Annotated in this window: 19 protein-coding genes; 3 read left to right on the top strand and 16 right to left on the bottom strand. The window is 46.0% G+C overall.

The annotated features are described in order from the left end of the window. Positions 1-7 precede the first annotated feature (7 nt). Both DF182_RS06930 and DF182_RS06935 read right to left on the bottom strand, forming a co-directional pair. The gene (locus tag DF182_RS06930) at positions 8-1,600 is read right to left on the bottom strand and encodes an MFS transporter (RefSeq protein ID WP_147243366.1); all 1,593 of its coding nucleotides are present in this window, start codon (positions 1,598-1,600) and stop codon (positions 8-10) included. 48 nt (positions 1,601-1,648) lie between these two features. Beyond that, positions 1,649-2,074 (bottom strand): MarR family winged helix-turn-helix transcriptional regulator, encoded by a 426-nt coding sequence (locus tag DF182_RS06935; RefSeq protein WP_113614922.1) that lies wholly within the window; start codon positions 2,072-2,074, stop codon positions 1,649-1,651. Positions 2,075-2,254: 180 nt separating this feature from the next. Here DF182_RS06935 and DF182_RS06940 point away from each other — a divergent pair, with 180 nt between their 5' ends. Then, positions 2,255-2,644 (top strand): thioesterase family protein, encoded by a 390-nt coding sequence (locus DF182_RS06940; protein ID WP_113614923.1) that lies wholly within the window; start codon positions 2,255-2,257, stop codon positions 2,642-2,644. Here DF182_RS06940 and DF182_RS06945 read toward each other — a convergent pair. The 6 genes from DF182_RS06945 to DF182_RS06970 all read right to left on the bottom strand — a co-directional run bounded on the left by DF182_RS06945 (position 2,639) and on the right by DF182_RS06970 (position 7,077). Beyond that, on the bottom strand, positions 2,639-3,376 hold the full coding sequence (locus tag DF182_RS06945; protein ID WP_113614924.1) for a LytR/AlgR family response regulator transcription factor: 738 nt from the start codon (positions 3,374-3,376) through the stop codon (positions 2,639-2,641). The two genes, DF182_RS06940 and DF182_RS06945, sit on opposite strands and share 6 nt — an antisense overlap. Next, a complete protein-coding gene (locus DF182_RS06950; protein ID WP_113614925.1) occupies positions 3,354-4,418 on the bottom strand; it encodes a sensor histidine kinase in 1,065 nt (354 codons plus the stop codon). Before DF182_RS06950 ends, DF182_RS06945 begins: the two co-directional genes overlap by 23 nt. A 25-nt stretch (positions 4,419-4,443) precedes the next feature. Then, positions 4,444-4,797, bottom strand: coding sequence for a DUF4288 domain-containing protein (locus tag DF182_RS06955; RefSeq protein WP_113614926.1), 354 nt, complete (start codon positions 4,795-4,797; stop codon positions 4,444-4,446). Positions 4,798-4,851: 54 nt separating this feature from the next. Continuing rightward, positions 4,852-5,592, bottom strand: coding sequence for a LiaF transmembrane domain-containing protein (locus DF182_RS06960; RefSeq protein ID WP_113614927.1), 741 nt, complete (start codon positions 5,590-5,592; stop codon positions 4,852-4,854). A 163-nt stretch (positions 5,593-5,755) separates the two neighbouring features. Further along, complete coding sequence (locus tag DF182_RS06965; RefSeq protein ID WP_113614928.1) at positions 5,756-6,424, bottom strand: FAD-binding oxidoreductase; 669 nt, start codon at positions 6,422-6,424, stop codon at positions 5,756-5,758. A 47-nt stretch (positions 6,425-6,471) separates the two neighbouring features. Next, positions 6,472-7,077 carry an SGNH/GDSL hydrolase family protein gene (locus DF182_RS06970; protein ID WP_113614929.1) on the bottom strand — a complete coding sequence of 202 codons (606 nt, stop codon included), beginning with the start codon at positions 7,075-7,077 and terminating at the stop codon, positions 6,472-6,474. Positions 7,078-7,267: 190 nt separating this feature from the next. Here DF182_RS06970 and icd point away from each other — a divergent pair, with 190 nt between their 5' ends. Then, entirely contained in the window at positions 7,268-8,539 is a 1,272-nt protein-coding gene (gene icd, locus DF182_RS06975) for an NADP-dependent isocitrate dehydrogenase (protein WP_113614930.1), read from the top strand. 285 nt (positions 8,540-8,824) lie between these two features. Beyond that, positions 8,825-10,054 carry an NADP-dependent isocitrate dehydrogenase gene (locus DF182_RS06980; RefSeq protein ID WP_113614931.1) on the top strand — a complete coding sequence of 410 codons (1,230 nt, stop codon included), beginning with the start codon at positions 8,825-8,827 and terminating at the stop codon, positions 10,052-10,054. Positions 10,055-10,126: 72 nt separating this feature from the next. Here DF182_RS06980 and DF182_RS06985 read toward each other — a convergent pair whose 3' ends face one another. The 8 genes from DF182_RS06985 to DF182_RS07020 all read right to left on the bottom strand — a co-directional run bounded on the left by DF182_RS06985 (position 10,127) and on the right by DF182_RS07020 (position 18,672). After that, positions 10,127-11,794 (bottom strand): L,D-transpeptidase family protein, encoded by a 1,668-nt coding sequence (locus tag DF182_RS06985; protein ID WP_113614932.1) that lies wholly within the window; start codon positions 11,792-11,794, stop codon positions 10,127-10,129. A 411-nt stretch (positions 11,795-12,205) separates the two neighbouring features. Beyond that, on the bottom strand, positions 12,206-12,775 hold the full coding sequence (locus DF182_RS06990) for a helix-turn-helix domain-containing protein (protein WP_245957385.1): 570 nt from the start codon (positions 12,773-12,775) through the stop codon (positions 12,206-12,208). A gap of 5 nt (positions 12,776-12,780) precedes the next feature. Then, a complete protein-coding gene (locus DF182_RS06995) occupies positions 12,781-13,635 on the bottom strand; it encodes a transporter family protein (protein ID WP_113614933.1) in 855 nt (284 codons plus the stop codon). Between the two features lie 18 nt (positions 13,636-13,653). Next, a complete protein-coding gene (locus tag DF182_RS07000; RefSeq protein WP_113614934.1) occupies positions 13,654-14,199 on the bottom strand; it encodes a heavy-metal-associated domain-containing protein in 546 nt (181 codons plus the stop codon). Positions 14,200-14,278: 79 nt separating this feature from the next. Continuing rightward, a complete protein-coding gene (locus tag DF182_RS07005; protein WP_113614935.1) occupies positions 14,279-14,674 on the bottom strand; it encodes an HYC_CC_PP family protein in 396 nt (131 codons plus the stop codon). An 85-nt stretch (positions 14,675-14,759) separates the two neighbouring features. Next, positions 14,760-15,776 carry a hypothetical protein gene (locus DF182_RS07010; protein ID WP_113614936.1) on the bottom strand — a complete coding sequence of 339 codons (1,017 nt, stop codon included), beginning with the start codon at positions 15,774-15,776 and terminating at the stop codon, positions 14,760-14,762. Positions 15,777-15,852: 76 nt separating this feature from the next. Next, positions 15,853-17,832, bottom strand: coding sequence for a putative porin (locus DF182_RS07015; RefSeq protein ID WP_113614937.1), 1,980 nt, complete (start codon positions 17,830-17,832; stop codon positions 15,853-15,855). Between the two features lie 18 nt (positions 17,833-17,850). After that, positions 17,851-18,672, bottom strand: coding sequence for a purine-nucleoside phosphorylase (locus tag DF182_RS07020; RefSeq protein WP_113614938.1), 822 nt, complete (start codon positions 18,670-18,672; stop codon positions 17,851-17,853). Positions 18,673-18,732 lie beyond the last annotated feature (60 nt).

An 18,732-nucleotide genomic window follows, 5' to 3' on the forward strand; every position in this document is an offset into this window, starting at 1 on the left:
ATATCGACTATACGATTTTATAGGTATTCCCTACCCCCATTTCATGCATCTCAAATTTACGCACCAGTAATACCACGCAGGCCACTATCGCCGCCGCGATAGCGGCCTGCATGGAAATATCCCGTATAGATACCAGCATTGCCTGTAGCTGCAGTTTTTTCTGGATCGTGGCCAATGCCGCTGCGGTGGCATCTTGCATGTCCATCCCATGGGAAAGGTATAAAGCCCTGAAAGAGTTTAACTCTGTATGATATAACGGATTCTCATAGGTAAGCCCCTCCGACAGCCGGGAGGCATGAACCACTGTACTTCTGAACAACCAGTTGCTGTACAACGAATATCCCGCAAATGAACCTATAATATAACGAAATGATAAACTGCCCATCACCCTGTCCGCATTCATCTCCCGGGGAATATTGGTAGCTGCAAATGTGGATAACGTAGTTAACACCATCCCGTAAGCCATACCCTGCATCAGGTAAGGCAACACCAGCCCCTCAAAAGAAGCAGACGTTTGAATACTGTTACAGAAAAGATATAAAGACCCGGCATATGACAAAAAGCCGATACACAGCATCACCCGGCGCTGTATCCCCTTATACAGCAGCAGCCCCGTCAACGGAAAGCTCACCAGATAAGCACACAACGTAATGAAAGCAACCTGTGAAAGATAATTTTCTTCTTCCCTGAAATTATAACCCGCATAATAGTTAAACAAAAAATTGGTACTGTAAAAAACATACAACACCAGCATAAACGCAATCCCCAGCGGCACCTGTCGATACAGGCTGAAGACACGGAGGTTCCAGAACGGGCGCTTCACATGATACTGCCGGTATACAAACAACAACGTGCTGATACAACAGCCCACCAGCGCATACAGTATCGTCTCATCCTCAAACCAGTCCAGCGTTTTACCGTAAGTAAGCATATAACAGAATAACAAGGCTGCCGCCGCAAACAGGAACATACTCAGCCAGTCTACCTGATACAACGGCACTTTCCGGTGCATGCGCTGACGATGAAACAATACCGCACAAATAATAATACAAATACTGGCGGATACAGCAGAGATCAGGTAAATATCACGCCAGTCATAATCTTCCAGCACCGGGTTCACAAAAATATCTGCCAGCTCTCCCCCTATCCTGGCAATAGTATAGTAGATGCCGTAAAATAAAGCCCTGTGGCGCATCACCGGATAATTGGCCGTCAGCACCGAAATAAAATCCAGCAAACATATCAGTTTCAGCATACCCATAAAAAAGTTGGTGACCAGCAACAACGGCGCATAGTCTACCGTAAAACACAACAGGGCCAGCAATACCTGTAAACACAACGCCAGCTGCAGCAGGTCTGCTTTTTTAAAGTACATCCGTAAACGATAATACACCGGTATAATCGCCACCATCCCCACCGCGCCGATCTGCGAAAACCATACGACAGTCTCCGGCTCAATGCCGTAAAAAGCCGACAACCGAGAAGCCGTTGTACTCGTGATCCCCAACACAAACGACTGCAGCAGGATCAGCAATATTATCACCGGCCCTTTTATCAGCCGAGGAATATATGACCGGTAAGGTGATAACGCGTAAGCCATGAAAGAACAGATTAATAGTTGAATATTCAACTATATAAGTAAAAATTTTTATTTCAATTTTTGGATAATTGATTCCAGTACTAAACAGGTTGTTTGCAATTCTTTTTCAGAGAAATCAGCTGTAATACTGTCGAGGAAAGGATCCAACACCGGCAACACCTGTTTCTTCAGGGCCAGCCCCTTTGGTGTCAGTACAATCTTTTTATTGCGGGCATCTTCGTCATCACTCACCCGGGCCACCAGTTTCCTGCTCTCCAGGTTATGGATAATCTTGGTAATACTTGCCTTGTCTTTGTACAACAAGTCCGCCAGCTCTTGTTGTTTGCGGCCTTCCCTCTGCCATATGATCCGCAGTACCATCACCATCTCCGACGTGAGATCAATATTATGCTGTGCCAGCAAACCATTGATGCGCAAACGATAAAGCCCCAGTGCCTGCGAAACTAACAGACTGATCCTCGGTACGGAATTCATATTTACAAGTTTTGATCTCCACAAAGGTACGATACAATAGTTGAATATTCAACTATTAACAATGCTTGATCACTGACAAGGTAGGTTGACTACCTGTACCGTTGTTTCGTACAGGCTTTCTGGTTATAGCACCGCGTATATAAACAATTAAAAGCGTAATTTGGAAGATAAATAACTGCTATGAGAGCGATCTTCCAGCCAGGGGATGTCAAACAATTTACCCGTCATGTGCGGGCAGAAGACTGTGCTGCCTTCGACAGCGGACAGGTACATCCTGTATATGCCACCTTTGCGCTGGGCCGTGATGCGGAATGGTGCTGCCGCCTGTTTGTGCTGGAGATGAAAACGGAAGAAGAAGAAGGCATTGGAACCAAACTCACGGTAGAGCATCTGTCACCTGCCCTGCAAGGCAGCGTGGTATTGTTTACTGCTACCATCACCGCCTTACAGGGAAATGAAATTACCTGCAGTTATGAAGCCCATTGTGATAACCGGCTGGTGGCCAGAGGCGTCCAGGTACAGAAGATCCTTCCCAAAGCCAAACTGGAACGCCGGTTTGCGTCATTATAAGCCCAGGGCTGCTTTCAGCCGGGGATAACCCGTTTTGCTCACCAGTACTTTAGCTCCGCTGCGCAGAATCGCCAGGTGGTTCTCCTTCTCATACGGATCAATACGGGTCACCTGGTTTACATTGAGGATATAAGAACGGTGCACCCGTGTAAACTGTTGCGGGTCCAGCATTTGCTCAAAAAAAGACATCGTCTTGTTCTTCAGGAAACTACCTTCCTGGGTAATGATTTTCACATAATCATCTGCCGCTTCCAGATAGTGAATATCCTGGACGGGAATGATTTTGATTTTACCATTGATTTTGATGACTACCCGATTACTCTGTGCTGGCGTGGAAGCAGCTGTTTCCAGTAATGCGGTGGTAGCAGCGGTATTGTTATTATGCTGCTCCAGCCATTTCTGGAAGGATTTGTCGAAACGCTCGCGGGAAAAGGGTTTCAACAGATAATCCACTGCATGTACTTCAAAGGCGCGCAGCGCGTGTTCTTCGAAGGCGGTAGTAAAAATCACAGCAGGCATATTTTCTACCAGCTCCAGCATCTCAAAGCCTGTGATCTTAGGCATCTGTATGTCCAGAAAAATGATGTCCGGCTGATGTTGTTGTATCGCCTTCAATCCTTCAAAACCATCATTGCATTCCTGCAGCAGCTGTACCTGTGGATAGTGTGCCAGGAACTCTTTTACCACTTCACGAGCCAGAGGTTCATCATCAATTATTACTGCTTTTATCATGTGTTTGTGGTACTTTAATCAAGGTAGTATAAATATTTTCATGCGCACCTGTTTCCATAAGATCCTGCCGGGCAAAGAGCAGGTACAGACGGCGTCTGATGGAAGTAAGCCCGAAACCGGTGCCTTTATGAGGCTGCTGCAGTTCGTTGTCGAATGGATTTTTTACTTCGAGCAACAGCATACCATCTTCCACGTAAGCCCTTATAGTGATGGTGATATCTCCGATAGTATCGTACAGGCCGAACTTAATAGCGTTTTCCACAACTGGTTGCAACAACATCGGCGGCATATACATTTTTTCTGCGGTTTCATCGTAGGTAACGTTAGTGGATAAACGATGACCAAAACGTACCTTTTCGATATCCAGATACAGCTGAAGATATTGCAGTTCTTCTTTCAGAGAGATCCAGTGATCATCTTCCCGTTTCAACGACCCGCGCAGGAAATCAGATAACTTAAGCACCATCTCACGGGCCTGCTCCGGACGTATCATAATCAGCGCATTGATGGAATTGAGGCTGTTAAACAGAAAGTGCGGCTGCAGTTGCTGCCGTAACTTATACAACTCCGCTTCCCGGACAATCGCTTCATTGGCTTCTCTCCTTTCACGTTCTTCCTGTACTTCTTCTTCATCATACCATACCTGGCTTCTGTATCCAATGCCCGCTATGATCATATCTCCAACAATAAAATGAATAGGGATGGCACTGTTTAACCAATGTATGTAAGCCGGATCAGTACTGAAGGTGGTGACCAGCAGCCAGTGGCTAAAGAATACCCAAAGGGCACACATCACTGTACTGACTACCGTTACATATAAAAATTTGTTGATACCCGCTCCCGGCCTGTAATACGACAGGTTGCGGCTGATCAGTAAACCGGCAGCACCCAGCAGGATAACGTGAACAGAACTATCTGTAATTGCCTGCCATAATGTTAAATCAAACCAGTAATACAACAAGGCGGCATACAATACCAGCCAGATCAGGAAAGAAGTAAGGAAACTCCAGGAGGAGCTTCCCTTGTATAATTGTTTTGCCAAAGGTTCGCCTTGTTTTTAGATCGTTTTAAACGTTGACTTCAATATATTGTTGCCCTTGAAGCTGGGCCGATTTCATTTGCAGCCAGGCCAGATATGAATTGGGATCTCCCGGTTCTTCTATGCGGGAATACAATTCCATGCCATCAGTAAGATGATCAAGGGTATATACTTCCGGTACATTGATAAATTTCCATTGTACCAGTTCCTGTTGTTGATTTTTGAATGCGTATTGTTCCTGCATTCCGATTTCCCTCGCTTTCTGATAAGCCTCTTTTTTAGAGATGGCGCTGATCAGTCTTAACTGTTCATCGAATTGCGGCGTATGAGTGCCATTTCCGCAGATGATCTGGTAAACTACTTTAGCAACAAACCAATACATACAATAATATTTTAAGTTGGATGAGATAGTTAAAATGGTTTCCGTTTATGAAGTTCATGCATAGCTTTTGATTTCCACGCCGCCGAAGATACAGTTGCCTTTCAGCAACAACACCTTGTCTTTATCAATATTACCCAGGAGCGCAGCCGGCCGTTTTTCCTCCACACCACCCATAACGGTAGAAATATCTACTCTGATGGTCCAGTTGGAGGGCACCACGATTTCACATCCTCCGAAGATAGCTTCCACTTCCAGCGTCACAGTACCGTTGATATCTGCCTGCATCAGGTTCAGGTTTGTACCACCAAACACGTTGGATACATAACCTCCCTGGAAATTTTTGGAAGTAACGACCCTTTCTACTGAACTGAAACAGGAAGAAGTGTTGATTTTGTCTTCGTTGGAAGCATCGCTGTCCGAGGTGTCTTTGGCGAAATACCGTGTATCTGTAACATAAGAATGCTCGTTCTGCCGTTTGAACAATGCGGTGATACCAATTGCAATCAATACTACCGGCCAGATAAAGCGGGCTGTATTATAAGGCCAGTTCATAATCTCACCGGCCAGAAAGATGCCGCCAACCGCTATCATTGCAAGCCAGTGACCACCTCTGAAGTTATGTTTAAAGCCCAGTACCAGGCCTACGGTTATCAAAATCATCTGCCAGGAAAAAATCCAGTCAGGTATGTCGAGATCCAGTCTTTTCAGCAACAGGCCGGTTCCTACGATAATGAGGATTATTCCTCCGATGTTGCGCCCCTTTCTCCTTTTAGCGATAATATCATCTTTGATCATTTTGACTGCTTTTTCATTTTCATTGTTGGAAATTTTTAACAATACAAAAGTAGGACGGCAGGAGCTGCCGCGAAAGTCTCTTTAGGCTAAAAATGTGCTTTTGCCGGTAAAATGCAGGAAAATACCGGTGAAAATGATGACCTCCATTTCCACCGTTGTCAGGTCAGACTTCTACGGTCACGAGATCGGCGCTACCGGACAATCTTTCCAGTACTGCACGGAGATCCTGAACCATTATATCAGGGCCACAGATGTAAAATTGCCGGTCGAAATTGGGAAGCTTTCTTTTCAAATAAGCTTCATCTATAATATGATGCTCATAACCCGGCACTTCTTCTCTTGTAATGGTGTTAATAAAGTTGTCGCCCAGCATCTGTTCAAATTCTTCTTTAAGAATTATATCACCAAAGGTCCGGTTGGAGAAAAACAGTTTGTTGTGACCCAACTGGCCTTTCCTCTGCAGATCACGGAAAATGGCGATAAAAGGGGTAACACCGGCGCCGCCGGCGATAAAAACGCCTTCACCTTTGTAATGGATGGCGCCCCATACATCATGGATAATAAAACTGTCGCCGGCTTGCACATGGCCCAGCTGGTCGGTCACGCTATGGTGATCTTCATAAATCTTGATGGTAAACTCCAGATGGTCCCACTCATTCAGACCGGTAAAAGTAAAGGGGCGACGCTCTTCTTCCCATCCGGGCTTGTTAACAGCCACTTCGGTGGCTTGCCCGGGGACAAAAGTATAGCCTTCAGGCTTCTCTACTTTAAAACATCTGACATTGTGTGTTACCGGGGTTACCGACAATACTTTTACGATATGGCTTTCCATAGTGTGTAGGTTTTCCTTAAATATATGAATGTAGGATATTTTTTGGCTTAGTGCAATGCCTGTGGTAACCATGCGGCCAGATCTGCGGCCCAGCGGGCATAATCTTTCCCCGAGGGATGCAGGCCGTCGGATGCTACCAGCGTAATATCATGTGCAGCCTCACGGGTATAGGGGGTAATATTGAGCCAATGAACACCTATAGATGCTGCAATGTCTTTATTGGCCGCATTGTAGGCATCTATCTGTGTAGCAATAGCAGCACGGTCGCGGTCGGCGGCAAAAGGAGTCACGCCCCAGTCGGGGATAGAGAGCACAACCACATGGGAAGGCCGGTTGCCTGCAAAACCAATGGCCTGTTGCAATAAGGCGGTAAACTGCTCCCGGTATTCGGTCAGGTCACGGCCCCTGTATTGGTTATTAACGCCGATCAGCAGCGTCACTATATCATAAGTACCGGTAATATGAGCATCCCTGATGCCCTGCTCCAGTTCGTCTGTCGTCCAGCCGGTAGTAGCTACTATACGGGGTGTTTGCACAGCTATGCCTTTGCTGCGAAGCAGCTCAACTGTCTGTTCCGGAAAACGTTCTGTTTCCGCTACACATTCACCGATCGTATAACTATCGCCCAACGCCAGAAAGGAATAAGGGACCATGAGGGTATCTACTGTTTTAGGTTGATTAAAAAAGTACAGCAAAATAGCATTAATACTGACATAAGCAAAAAGTTATATGTACTGTGTTATTTCAGCAGAATAAAGCAAGAAAGTTGACCGGCCTTACATTGGAATGCCATAACTTTGCACCCGATTACAACTTTTACGTAACGCATAAAGAAACCGTTTTATGCCGGCAGAAAAAATATCGATGAACAATGGCCTGTTACAGGTCCCTACCCACCCAATCATACCATTTATAGAAGGCGACGGAATTGGTCCGGATATCTGGAAAGCCAGCGTCCGTGTATTCGACGCAGCTGTTGAAAAAGCCTATGGTAGCGAAAGGAAAATTGAATGGAAAGAAGTATTGGCAGGTGAAAAAGCCTTCCAGGAAACCGGCGAATGGCTGCCTAAAGCGACGCTGGACGCGTTGAAAGAGTATCTGGTGTCTATCAAAGGTCCGTTGTCTACACCTGTAGGTGGTGGTATCCGTTCCCTCAATGTGGCTATGCGCCAGGAACTGGACCTCTACGCCTGTGTAAGGCCTGTACGTTGGTTCAACAAAGTACCTTCTCCTGTTAAACATCCTGAAAAGGTAGACATGGTCATCTTCCGTGAAAACACAGAAGATATCTATGCCGGCATCGAATATATGACAGGTACGCCTGAGGCGGAAAAACTGCTCAATTTCCTGCAAAATGAAATGGGCGTTAAGAAAATCCGTTTCCCGCAAACCTCTTCCCTCGGTATCAAACCCGTATCTATCGAAGGTACAGAAAGACTGGTTCGTGCTGCCATCCTCTATGCACTCGAGCACAAACGTCCTTCCGTATCCCTCGTACACAAAGGGAATATCATGAAATTCACCGAAGGTGGTTTCAAAAACTGGGGCTACGCACTCGCTGAAAGAGAATTCGGTGATAAAGTATACACCTGGGAACGCTGGGAAAAAACTAAAAAAGAACAAAACGAAGAAGCTGCCAATAAAGAGCTGAAAGTAGCGCTGGCTGAAGGTAAACTGCTGATCAAAGACGTGATCGCGGACAACTTCCTCCAACAGATACTGCTGGCTCCGCAGGACTATTCCGTAGTAGCTACCCTCAACCTGAACGGTGATTATATCTCCGATGCACTGGCTGCCGCTGTTGGTGGTATTGGTATCGCCCCTGGCGCCAATATCAACTACGTTACCGGTCATGCTGTGTTTGAAGCTACCCACGGTACAGCTCCTCGCTTCGCCAACACCAATACTATGAATCCATCTTCCGTTATCCTTAGCGGTGTAATGATGCTGGAATACATGGGCTGGAAAGAAGCTGCACAGATCATTGTTCACGGTTTGAGCACCGCTATCGCCCGCAAACGCGTTACCATCGATTTCTACAATCTGATGGACGACGCCACCCTGGTGAAAACCAGCGAATTTGCTGACGAGGTGATCAAACAAATGCAGCACTAATCCGCAGAGTTTAGGACAAACCAATAATAAAAGGAGCGAAGATCTACCGCTACTGATTATCTCCCGGTAATCGGTATACGTAATCTTCGCTCCTTTGTGCGCTTATTTATTGCACAATCGTAGTACCAGCAAAGGTTTGCTGGCACTACACCGCCCCGGCCGGCGAAAATGTTTTGTAATTTTCTCAGCTATTCGTATTTTTCGTGATTATCCCTGAAAAGGGACTTGCTTGAATAGTTGTTCGTTTTTTGTTGCTTTTAATCTAATTTTTTAAAAAAAACCGTAATGTCAAAAATTAAAGTTGCTAATCCGGTGGTAGAACTGGATGGAGACGAGATGACACGGATCATCTGGAAATTCATTAAGGACAAACTGATACTTCCATATCTGGACGTAGAAATCAAATACTTTGACCTGGGTATGGAGCATCGTGATGCCACCAACGACCAGGTGACTATCGACGCTGCCAACGCCATCCGTGAAGTAGGTGTAGGTATCAAATGCGCCACTATCACTCCGGATGAAGCCCGTGTTAAGGAATTCAACCTGAAACAAATGTGGAAATCACCGAACGGCACTATCCGTAACATCCTGGATGGTACTGTATTCCGTGAGCCTATCGTAATGACAAACGTACCTCGCCTGGTACCTAACTGGACCGCGCCTATCTGCATCGGCCGTCACGCTTTCGGCGACCAATACCGCGCTACCGACTTCGTTACCAAAGGTAAAGGCAAACTCACCATCAAATTTGAAGGTGAAAACGGTGAAGTAATCGAACACGAAGTATACAACTTCAAAGGCGACGGCGTTGCCCTGGCTATGTACAACACTGACGAGTCTATCAAAGGCTTCGCACGTGCATGTTTCAACCAGGCACTGATGAAAAAATGGCCGCTGTACCTGAGCACCAAAAACACCATCCTGAAAAAATACGATGGTCGCTTCAAAGATATTTTCGAAGAAATCTACCAGCAGGAATTTAAAGCTGCTTTCGATGCTGCCGGCCTCACTTATGAGCACCGCCTCATCGATGACATGGTGGCCAGCGCCCTGAAATGGAACGGTAACTTCGTATGGGCCTGCAAAAACTACGATGGCGACGTACAGTCCGACACCGTAGCGCAAGGCTTCGGCTCCCTCGGTCTCATGACCTCCACCCTCGTTACGCCAGACGGTAAAACCATGGAAGCAGAAGCTGCCCACGGTACTGTAACCCGCCACTACCGCGACCACCAGGCCGGTAAACCTACCTCCACCAACCCAATCGCTTCCATCTTCGCATGGACCCGCGGTCTGGAATTCCGTGGTAAACTGGACAACAACCAGGAACTGATCAACTTCTGCCACGCCCTCGAACAGGTTTGTATCGAAACAGTGGAAAGCGGTAAAATGACCAAAGACCTCGCTGTTTGTATCCACGGTAACAAAGTAGCCCACGGTAAAGATTATCTGTATACTGAAGAGTTCCTCGAAGAGCTGGACAAAGCACTGAAAGCGAAACTTGCCAAATAATTTTTCTGTCAAATACAAAAGAAGGGCTGACCAATGGTCAGCCCTTCTTTTATGTTCATTACTACTGATCGGTTATAATCCCATCTGGCGGCGTACCACCTTGTCTTCTCCATAAATATCATCATAAAACACCAGGGTGCCTTCTTTTCCTTCTGCTGTAAAATACCGGAAGTAAATCGGTACACGTTTGCTTAGGTCCACCTGTCTTTTTTCTTCACGGACTATCCAGGCACGTACACTGTCTATCCGGTGATTAGCCGTATCCGGCGAAGATATCAGATACTCCGCCAGGCTGTCCCACTGCTGCACACGTACGCAACCATGGCTCATAGCACGCATGGCATTTTTAAACAGTCCCCTGTTATTTGTATCATGCAGGTATACGCTGTATTTATTACGGAAATTAAATTTCATGATACCCAGCGAGTTGTCCAGGCCGTCCATCTGTCGTAATACATAAGGGAAATGCCCCTTTGATAACTTACTCCAGTCTATCGTAGACGGATCTACGGTATTACCGGCAGCATCGATCACTTCCAGGTTTTTAGATGCCAGATAACCCACATTTTTTTTGATCGCGGGCAGCATCTCTTTAAATACAATGCTGTAGGGTACACGCCAGTATGGATACAGCATAAAATTGGTCATGTAGGAATTGAGGATAGGCGTGCGGGTACGTGGTGTACCTACGATCACCCTCGACTCCAGCCTCACCTCTCCGCTGTCTACCACCCTGAGCGTATAGCCGGGCAGGTTAACCATGATATACTGATTAGGCATGGTGTCCGGTAGTTTGCGCCAGCGGTCCAGGTTCAACCCTGCCTGCATCACCCAGTCGCGTACAGACCTGTTCATAGCCATCACGGTACGTTTGCCGGCTACTCCATCAGGATAGATGTTAAATTCTTTCTGAAAAGCTTTTACACCTGTCTTCAGCAACGTGCTGTCCAGTACTTTGCCAGCAGTATCCAGATGACCGCTTTGTACCAGCCGGTTGATAACCTGTAACCGGAATGCCGCAGTATCCGTGTAATTGAGCGGCAGCGTATCCCAGTGATAAGATGCATACTTTTCTTTGAAGCTATGGATACCTTCTTTCAGCGCCAGATAACCGGCATGAGTAGGTTCCAGGCCATGCAGCAGCTCAGCAACATCATTTTGCTCAAGTGCCTGCTTTAATTTGGCCGTCAGCTCAACATCGGTAAAAAGAGAATCCGCTTTCAGCGTAACACTGTCACGGGGAGCTGCTCCGAAACGCAGGTCAGAAGCCATTCTCATAAAAGCATCTGAGAGCATCACGTCTACCCTGGCCCATAAGGCAGCGTCTTTTTTGGCGGCAGGATCTTTGGAAAATTGCTCAAAGGCAGCATTCAATGCCGGTTCATGATAATGGGCAGGCAACAATCCCACCTCATCAGCCTGACGGATAGCGGCCAGCATAGTGGCTGCAGCCGGATTGGCCACCCCATCATGCGACCAGCGGCCGGCATTGTCTTTTTCCTTGTAAAAATCCCGGATGGCAGCAGTACGAAATGCTGGAAGGCTGTCTTCCATCAAACCATCATTGTCCTGAATAGCATTCAATCGCTCGGTGATACTTTCCCGGATCACTTCATCGAGCTGCCTGATGTTGGCGACAATCTGTTTCTTTTGGGGAACTACGCGTTTCTTTTGGTGTCCACAGGCTAACAATAACACTCCAGAGCCGCATAACAAACTTAAAATAATCTTGTACTTCATTTGAATAAATCAATGGCTAAAGATATATAATTTCTATGCCAAAAAATAGCCCAGGGCTAAAGTCCTGGGCTAAACTAGATAATATATGGGGGTATTTACAATTGGAAATACTAAAACTCAAGGCTAAATATTATAAAAACACAAGTGGTTATTTATATATAAAAAAAATAACCCGGGACTAAGGCCCCAGGCTAAATTATTTTAAACCACCGTCTTTGAGCTAAACCAATATAGCCCATGGCTTTAGCCCTGGGACACCTTAGCGGCAGCATTCTTTTTTTGTAAATAATGATTGTATGAATTTCCAAATGGCTAATAATGTTTTTTTCATCTCCGCTGATTTTTAAAGAAGAGGCTACGGTATTCGGTAGCCTCTCTTTCAACTAAAACTAAAACAACTAACTTCCAATATTATAATTTGTCCAGTGGAATACGATTGGGCGTTTTCAACTGCTTGTACTGGCTTGGAGTGAGGCCGGTCACTTTTTTGAATTGTGCCGACAGATGCGCCACACTGCTGTAGCCCATCTTGTAGCTGATTTCGCTCAAACTCAGTTCATTGTATTCCAGGAGCTCTTTCACCCGTTCAATTTTCTGCTGGATGATATACTGCTCGATGGTTACTCCTTCCATTTCAGAGAAGAGGCTGCTGAGGTAATGGTAATCCTTTTGCAATTTGCCTGCCAACAGTGTGGAGAAATTTTCTCTCATTTCATCCAGTTCAGAATAATGCACGGTTTCTACTACAATATTTTTGATGGCGGCTACCAGCTGTTGTTTTTTATCGTCAATCAGCAGAAAGCCTTCCGCCTGCAAAGCTGATGAAATTCCCTGCAACTGTTGCTCAGTCAGCTTTTCTTCCACCGTAGCTTTACCTAATTGTATATCTTCAATAGTAAGTCCAGCTTCTTCCAGCACCGATCTAACCACCTTGAGACAGCGCGGACAAACCATATTTTTTATGAACAGATCTGTTTTCACGCGGATTATTTTTTAATATTAAAAATGTTGTGCTCTATTCGCACCAGCATTGAGTTAAACGAGTTACGCGGCATATCACCGGCCAACTGAGTACGGTAAGACAGATCGAGCCGGGTAGTACTGTTGAAAATGAATTGTACTGCCGGCGCTATGTCCAGGTAAGAACCACGTCCTGCTACGTCTGTATTGGTTTTACCCAACAGCTCCACATACAGGTTCAGATTGGTCTGATTAAAATTCTTATACCTTACCGGCAGCACCAGATATCCTGCAGACAAACTATAATTGACCGAGTTTTTTGGGAACCCTTCGGGGATATTGTCCTTCACATTGTTCATATAACGGGAATACCCCAACGTAGTAGACAATGCCAGTTTATGTAACAGTTGTGTGGCTACGATACCGCCGGCCACACCGGAGGTAGCACCTTCCAGATCCAGGTCTGTGTTGTGATACGGCTTTTTGGTTGCCTCCGTGGTCGGGAAATACGGGTTGTCTATTACAGAACCTTTCACATAGGCAGCCATCCTGAAATGGGCGTGCTGCTGATCCAGTGAGAGGAACCGGTATTTGGCGTAAACACTACCGCCTTCCATCCTGATGGAAGACTGCATCATGTTGGAGGCATAACCAATAGCATGTACCATCAGCTTTTTACTGATGCCCCACATAACTTCCGGTTCAAAGCGCATCCCGGTAGTACCGTCGTGCTCCATTTTAAAAAACTTGTTGCTAAGACGGATACCCAGCGAGTTCGCCGGCATATTGCTGGCCGGTTCTGTATTAACGTATAATTCCTGTGCTGTTGTTACCTGGCCGATGCCACACAGGGCAAGGACCATGATTAAAAGTTTGCGCATACCGAAAACAAGATAGTGTTAAATGGTTACATGATAAACCCTTTTGGAAGCGTTTGCTTCGTGGGGCTTGCAGCAATCTGCCATTATCCCTGTTTTATAACAGGGCATACTTGTTTCAGTTGAATATTTTTTGAACTGTTTGGAAGAGACAAAATCTTTATCGATGACAGTAATGTCTTTATCGCCATTCAGCACCTGATCTTTGACATGCATAAAATGCAGGGTGCTGCCGGCAAAAGGCACATGGGTGTCGTTCTGAACTTTTACCTCGTTGAAATTAGCAGTCACCACCAGTTTACCTACAGAAAAACCGGCATCTTCCACTTTCGCTTTGATAGCGTCGATGCTCACTACAGCGCCTGGTTTAAAGTATAAGATAAAGGTGGTATTATCTAAATCGGTATCAATTTTATCAACAAAAGGCAGTGTCTGGAGAGATTCCAGTGTAGCCCGTGAACACATGGCGCAGGTAAGGCCGGAAGCCTGTAAGCTGGCTTTTTTATATTGCGCCTGGGCGCCAAAAGTTAAACCCAATGCAACTAAAAGAATGGATAATATTTTCATGATCTGAATATTTATAGATTAATAATTACAGCAATGCCTATATGTTTCCACGATGTGGAAAACAACAGAAACAACTGTATCAGATCAGAAATGAACAGTTCCGGAGGAAAACGGGGGTGTGAAGATTGGGCCCCGGTGGATCATGGGGATAACCAGTGAGACGAATGTCTGTTACAGATAAGGCTGGAGCCTGCAGGATTCTTACGGGCAGCTGCAGATCCATGGTAACCGGTGCATCCTGCTGCAGGGCTTTGGCCGCCTCGTGGGAGGTCGTCACCTTGCAGAATTTCACCTCGTTTTTACAGCAGTCCATACTTTTTACCGGCCTTCCGCAACGCTTGCACTGATCCTTATCAGAATCGCTCTGCAGCTTTACAGATGCCAGTTTGCCCATGCAGTAATGCACGTTGACCGTAAACCCGCTGGTAAGCAGCGTGTAAAGGACAGCAAAAAATATGGCGAGAAAACGTTTCATGATGAAATACAAAAATACTACAATAAATTGTTTTTCATCATCACGAGGATGAAATTCCGGATGCGCCGGTTATTTTAACATTCGGTTAGCGTTTCGTTTTTTTCTTTTTACGGGGAGATGCCTGCGCTTGCTCCAATTGCTCCACTCTGGCTTTTAACGCCTCATTTTCTCCCTTCTGCTGAATCAGGTGCAGGGTAAGTTCCTCCACTTTCTGCAGCAACAATTTATTCATTTCTCCCAGGTCGAGCCCGTTTTGTGCGATCTGCTGCGCAGATGGAATTCCCGGCAGATGGCGGTTCTGGGCAACAAAAGCGGCGGTGCTGTCTAAAGAAGGCAGCGCATAATCCGGATGGAATACAAAATCAGGCCAGTCAGCAGCATCCTGGCTTACTTTCACTCTTTTGGCAAGGATAGTTCCATTAACCGCCAGTTTGGCCTGTGGGTCAAAGGAACCAATACCTACGTTCCCATTTTTTACGGCGATATCTCCATAACCACCTCCCAGCACATACCGGGTAGCCATCGTCACATTTCCATCTTCATTGAGTTTTACATCCACTGTGTTCCCTTGATAATAATCTATTGCTCTCAGATACATGGCAGAGATCTTGGCAGAAGCAGACTTGTTTGAACCACATCCGATAATGCGCCCATCAATTCTCCAGAACCAATCCGATGGGTTACCGGGATTAAGGCCCGCCTTTATCGCCTGCGCCATTGTAGGAGGAATCTGCACCAAGGTATAACCTCCTTCCCAAAGTTGGCCCCACCATTTACTTACTTGAAACTCATGACCGGGTTTATTGGCCCAGGAAAACCAGAAGCGGAACTGTATATCTCCACAGGTCATATTATCCGCTCGCCTGATCAGTATATAGTACTGTCGTACATAACCTGTTTTAAGTTGTCCTCCGAAGAGGTGCTCTATGGCCATATAATTTCCTTTGGTAATGGTCTGCCAGGGTTCGTCGCCATTCAGCCAGGCTGCGCCTTCTTCATTACCATAAATCTGTACCATGCCCTGATCAATAGGATCATTCTGGGCATAGGCTATAAATACAAGAGAACACTGCAACAGCAGTACAGAAAAGATACGTTTCATAAGTATAAATACGGGTTCAACAAACTACAAAATAAGATTTTTCTGCACCTTGTATGCGGCTACAAGGTGCAGAAAATCAGTTGATAAACCACCAACGGAGCCCAACGCGGAATGCGAAGTTGTTATATGGGTATAACGGCGCGCTGTGGTTGTTTTCAGCAAAGAATGTATTCAGGTTTTCAGCTCTCACGAAAGCTGAAAAGGATTTGATACGGAAATGTGCAAAAGCGGAAATGTCCGGTGAAAAATATTTCACCTTGGTACTGTTCTGGAAAACAAACTGTCCCAGCAACGGCGAGTAGTCGTCGGCGTAGTAGTCTGTATTATAACGGAACTCCAGACCGGTCATCAGGTTGAGGTTCTTATACAGCACCTTCTCGAAGGCAAAGCGGTTACGGGTCCAGAATGTAGGTACATTCAGCGGTCCGTCGCCATGACGCTGCTGGAAAGCAACATCCATGTACCAGGAGAACGGTGAAATAGTGAACTTCTTACTAAGTACTACCTGCAGAAGGTTGAACAGGGACGGCGCCTGCGCACTGTGGAAATAGTCGCTGAAATAAGTGTAGTTGGTAAACAGGAAATAGTTGACCGCCAGGTTATATTTCAGCTTTTTGTTTTCGGCTGCAAATTGCAGCTGAGTGGTATTTTCCTTGGCCAGCGTGCTGTTATACCAGGTATTACGACTGCTGTTAAAGAATTTATACACATAAGACGGCTCGCGGTTGACATTCGTCACCGACAGTTTCACATCTCCCAGCAAGTCGTTGATATGACGGCGCAACATACCGTAAAGACTGTAGTCTCCAAGATTCTGCCCTGCTACGTATAATTCTCCGCGGGCAGAGAAGTCCCACAGTTTATTACGTGTTTTGTTCCGGTATTCACCATGCAGTGCCAGATTGGTAAAATTGATATTGGCATCCAGGAACACACCGGCAATCGTTTCAAAGCGGGCTCCCACGTTGATAAAGTGACCGAGGTTACCAAATACCGGAAACTGCACCAGTGACAGGTCATTGGAAATTGTCTTCCATTGATGTCTGGCTGTGATAGTATCACCCGGGATAAAATCAAAACCGTAATGCCGCGTATAAAAGGTAGTGTCCTGATTGGTATCAATGAACTGGTAATCGTTGTTCTGATAGTTGAAGGTGTATTGCACCCTGAATATCGGCGTATAACGATAATAGTCCGTAGTGTCATTGATATGGAGGGAATCACCGCGGCCCCAGTCGTACTGTTGCTGGATCAGTATCCCTGTTTCCTTATACTGCGATTTCACGGGTATTTTGGACCCGAAAAAGGCATACTGAGTTACTTCCTGGTTACCCAGGTTCACATCGATACTCTGACGGTTCCTGTACAGATTACTGTTCAGGAATGAATCATTTTTGATACCACCGTTTTCTCCACCATTGAGCTTATTGAAGTAAAAGCTGAAGTAGGTGTTAGCCCTTTTGTTTTTGCTTTGATAGCGGGCAGTGAGCCGGTAGCTATCGTGATTCGTGTTTTGTGTCCGGAAATAACCTGGTGAGTTTATTTTGCGGTAGTCGAAGGCAAAGTTGAACCGGTCCGTACGGTTCTGGGTATGGGTTACACCTATCACCTGTTCCTGTTTACTGCCTACAAGGTAGTTCAGTTCAGAATATGGGCGGTTGGTATTATAAAACCGCGCATTGGCGTGTGTGAAGCCATATACATCGTAGGCATGAAAACCGGCGTCAAATCCGGGTTTCAGAAGAGGCGTAAAAATAAGGTTACGGGCAGCAGCACCGCTGTTGCCCAATGTCATGTAGTTGGCCGGCACTTTCAGGAAATCCGTGTTAAAGTCTGCCACAGAAGAGTCTATGCCGAAATCGGTAGGTTCACCGAGATAGCGGTAGGTCAGCGTCAGCGTGTCCGGTTCGTGATCATGTTTGCTGGTATCACGCTGCATTTTGTTGGTGCCGCCACCGCCGCCGCCCATATTGCCGAAACGCCCGGTATTGAACTGGGCCATTAAAGAATGCCCTCCTGCCAATAGCAGGGCTATGATAATAAGAAGATGCCTCATCCGAAAATGACAAAACGTTTATAGTTGCCGGATTAATTCACTAAAGATAAGCGTTAGCTTGGGTTCTGCCGCATGTGCTGCCTCCAGCACTTCCTCATGGGTAATCACATTTTCTTCTTCCCGGATGCCAATATCGGTAATCACACTCATCGCAAACACTTTCAGACCGGAATGTATGGCCACAATCACCTCGGGCACAGTACTCATACCTACAGCATCACCACCGATGATATGCATGTATTTGTATTCAGACCTGGTTTCGAAAGTAGGGCCCTGTACACCTACGTATACACCGGAATGTAAATGTATATTGTTGGCAGCAGCTATCTGAAAAGCCGCAAAAATCAGGTCTTTGGAATAAGGTTCGCTCATATCCGGGAAACGGGGTCCCAGGGTTTCGTCATTACGTCCACGTAAAGGATGCTCCGGCTGCAGATTGATATGATCTGTGATTATCATAAGATCCCCCACTTCAAAAGCAGCGTTCATACCGCCGGCAGCATTGGAAATGAATAAGGTATGAATACCCAGCTCCTTCATCACCCGTACCGGGAAAGTCACCTGTTGCATGGAAAACCCTTCATAATAGTGGAAACGTCCTGCCATGGCCACAATAGGCTTGCCCTGCATATACCCCAGTATCAGTTTGCCGGAATGTCCTTCTACAGTTGACACAGGAAAATGTGGGATATCACGATAAGAAATTTCTATGCTACTTTCTATTTCCTTGGTCAGGTTTCCCAACCCACTGCCCAAAATAACGCCTGCTACGGGGCGTTCCTGCCAGAATTTCCTGATAAAGTCACCGGCTTCTTTGATCTGATCCTTTAATTCACTCATCTGATTAATACGATTAATTAAAAGTCGGGTTTAAAAATCAAACCCGCGCAAAGTTATTTT

It is taken from the genome of Chitinophaga flava (assembly GCF_003308995.1).
Classification (GTDB): Bacteria; Bacteroidota; Bacteroidia; order Chitinophagales; family Chitinophagaceae; genus Chitinophaga; species Chitinophaga flava.

Excerpts from the sequence above, each read along its gene's own strand:
- DF182_RS06995 (WP_113614933.1), bottom strand. The coding sequence starts at position 13,635 with ATGCGCAAACTTTTAATCATGGTCCTTGCCCTGTGTGGCATCGGCCAG.
- DF182_RS06970 (WP_113614929.1), bottom strand. The coding sequence starts at position 7,077 with ATGGTCCCTTATTCCTTTCTGGCGTTGGGCGATAGTTATACGATCGGT.
- DF182_RS07000 (WP_113614934.1), bottom strand. The coding sequence starts at position 14,199 with ATGAAAATATTATCCATTCTTTTAGTTGCATTGGGTTTAACTTTTGGC.
- DF182_RS06965 (WP_113614928.1), bottom strand. The coding sequence starts at position 6,424 with ATGGAAAGCCATATCGTAAAAGTATTGTCGGTAACCCCGGTAACACAC.
- DF182_RS07015 (WP_113614937.1), bottom strand. The coding sequence starts at position 17,832 with ATGAGGCATCTTCTTATTATCATAGCCCTGCTATTGGCAGGAGGGCAT.
- DF182_RS06960 (WP_113614927.1), bottom strand. The coding sequence starts at position 5,592 with ATGATCAAAGATGATATTATCGCTAAAAGGAGAAAGGGGCGCAACATC.
- DF182_RS07010 (WP_113614936.1), bottom strand. The coding sequence starts at position 15,776 with ATGAAACGTATCTTTTCTGTACTGCTGTTGCAGTGTTCTCTTGTATTT.
- DF182_RS06935 (WP_113614922.1), bottom strand. The coding sequence starts at position 2,074 with ATGAATTCCGTACCGAGGATCAGTCTGTTAGTTTCGCAGGCACTGGGG.
- DF182_RS06955 (WP_113614926.1), bottom strand. The coding sequence starts at position 4,797 with ATGTATTGGTTTGTTGCTAAAGTAGTTTACCAGATCATCTGCGGAAAT.
- DF182_RS06940 (WP_113614923.1), top strand. The coding sequence starts at position 2,255 with ATGAGAGCGATCTTCCAGCCAGGGGATGTCAAACAATTTACCCGTCAT.
- DF182_RS07005 (WP_113614935.1), bottom strand. The coding sequence starts at position 14,674 with ATGAAACGTTTTCTCGCCATATTTTTTGCTGTCCTTTACACGCTGCTT.
- icd (WP_113614930.1), top strand. The coding sequence starts at position 7,268 with ATGCCGGCAGAAAAAATATCGATGAACAATGGCCTGTTACAGGTCCCT.
- DF182_RS07020 (WP_113614938.1), bottom strand. The coding sequence starts at position 18,672 with ATGAGTGAATTAAAGGATCAGATCAAAGAAGCCGGTGACTTTATCAGG.
- DF182_RS06980 (WP_113614931.1), top strand. The coding sequence starts at position 8,825 with ATGTCAAAAATTAAAGTTGCTAATCCGGTGGTAGAACTGGATGGAGAC.
- DF182_RS06945 (WP_113614924.1), bottom strand. The coding sequence starts at position 3,376 with ATGATAAAAGCAGTAATAATTGATGATGAACCTCTGGCTCGTGAAGTG.
- DF182_RS06930 (WP_147243366.1), bottom strand. The coding sequence starts at position 1,600 with ATGGCTTACGCGTTATCACCTTACCGGTCATATATTCCTCGGCTGATA.
- DF182_RS06985 (WP_113614932.1), bottom strand. The coding sequence starts at position 11,794 with ATGAAGTACAAGATTATTTTAAGTTTGTTATGCGGCTCTGGAGTGTTA.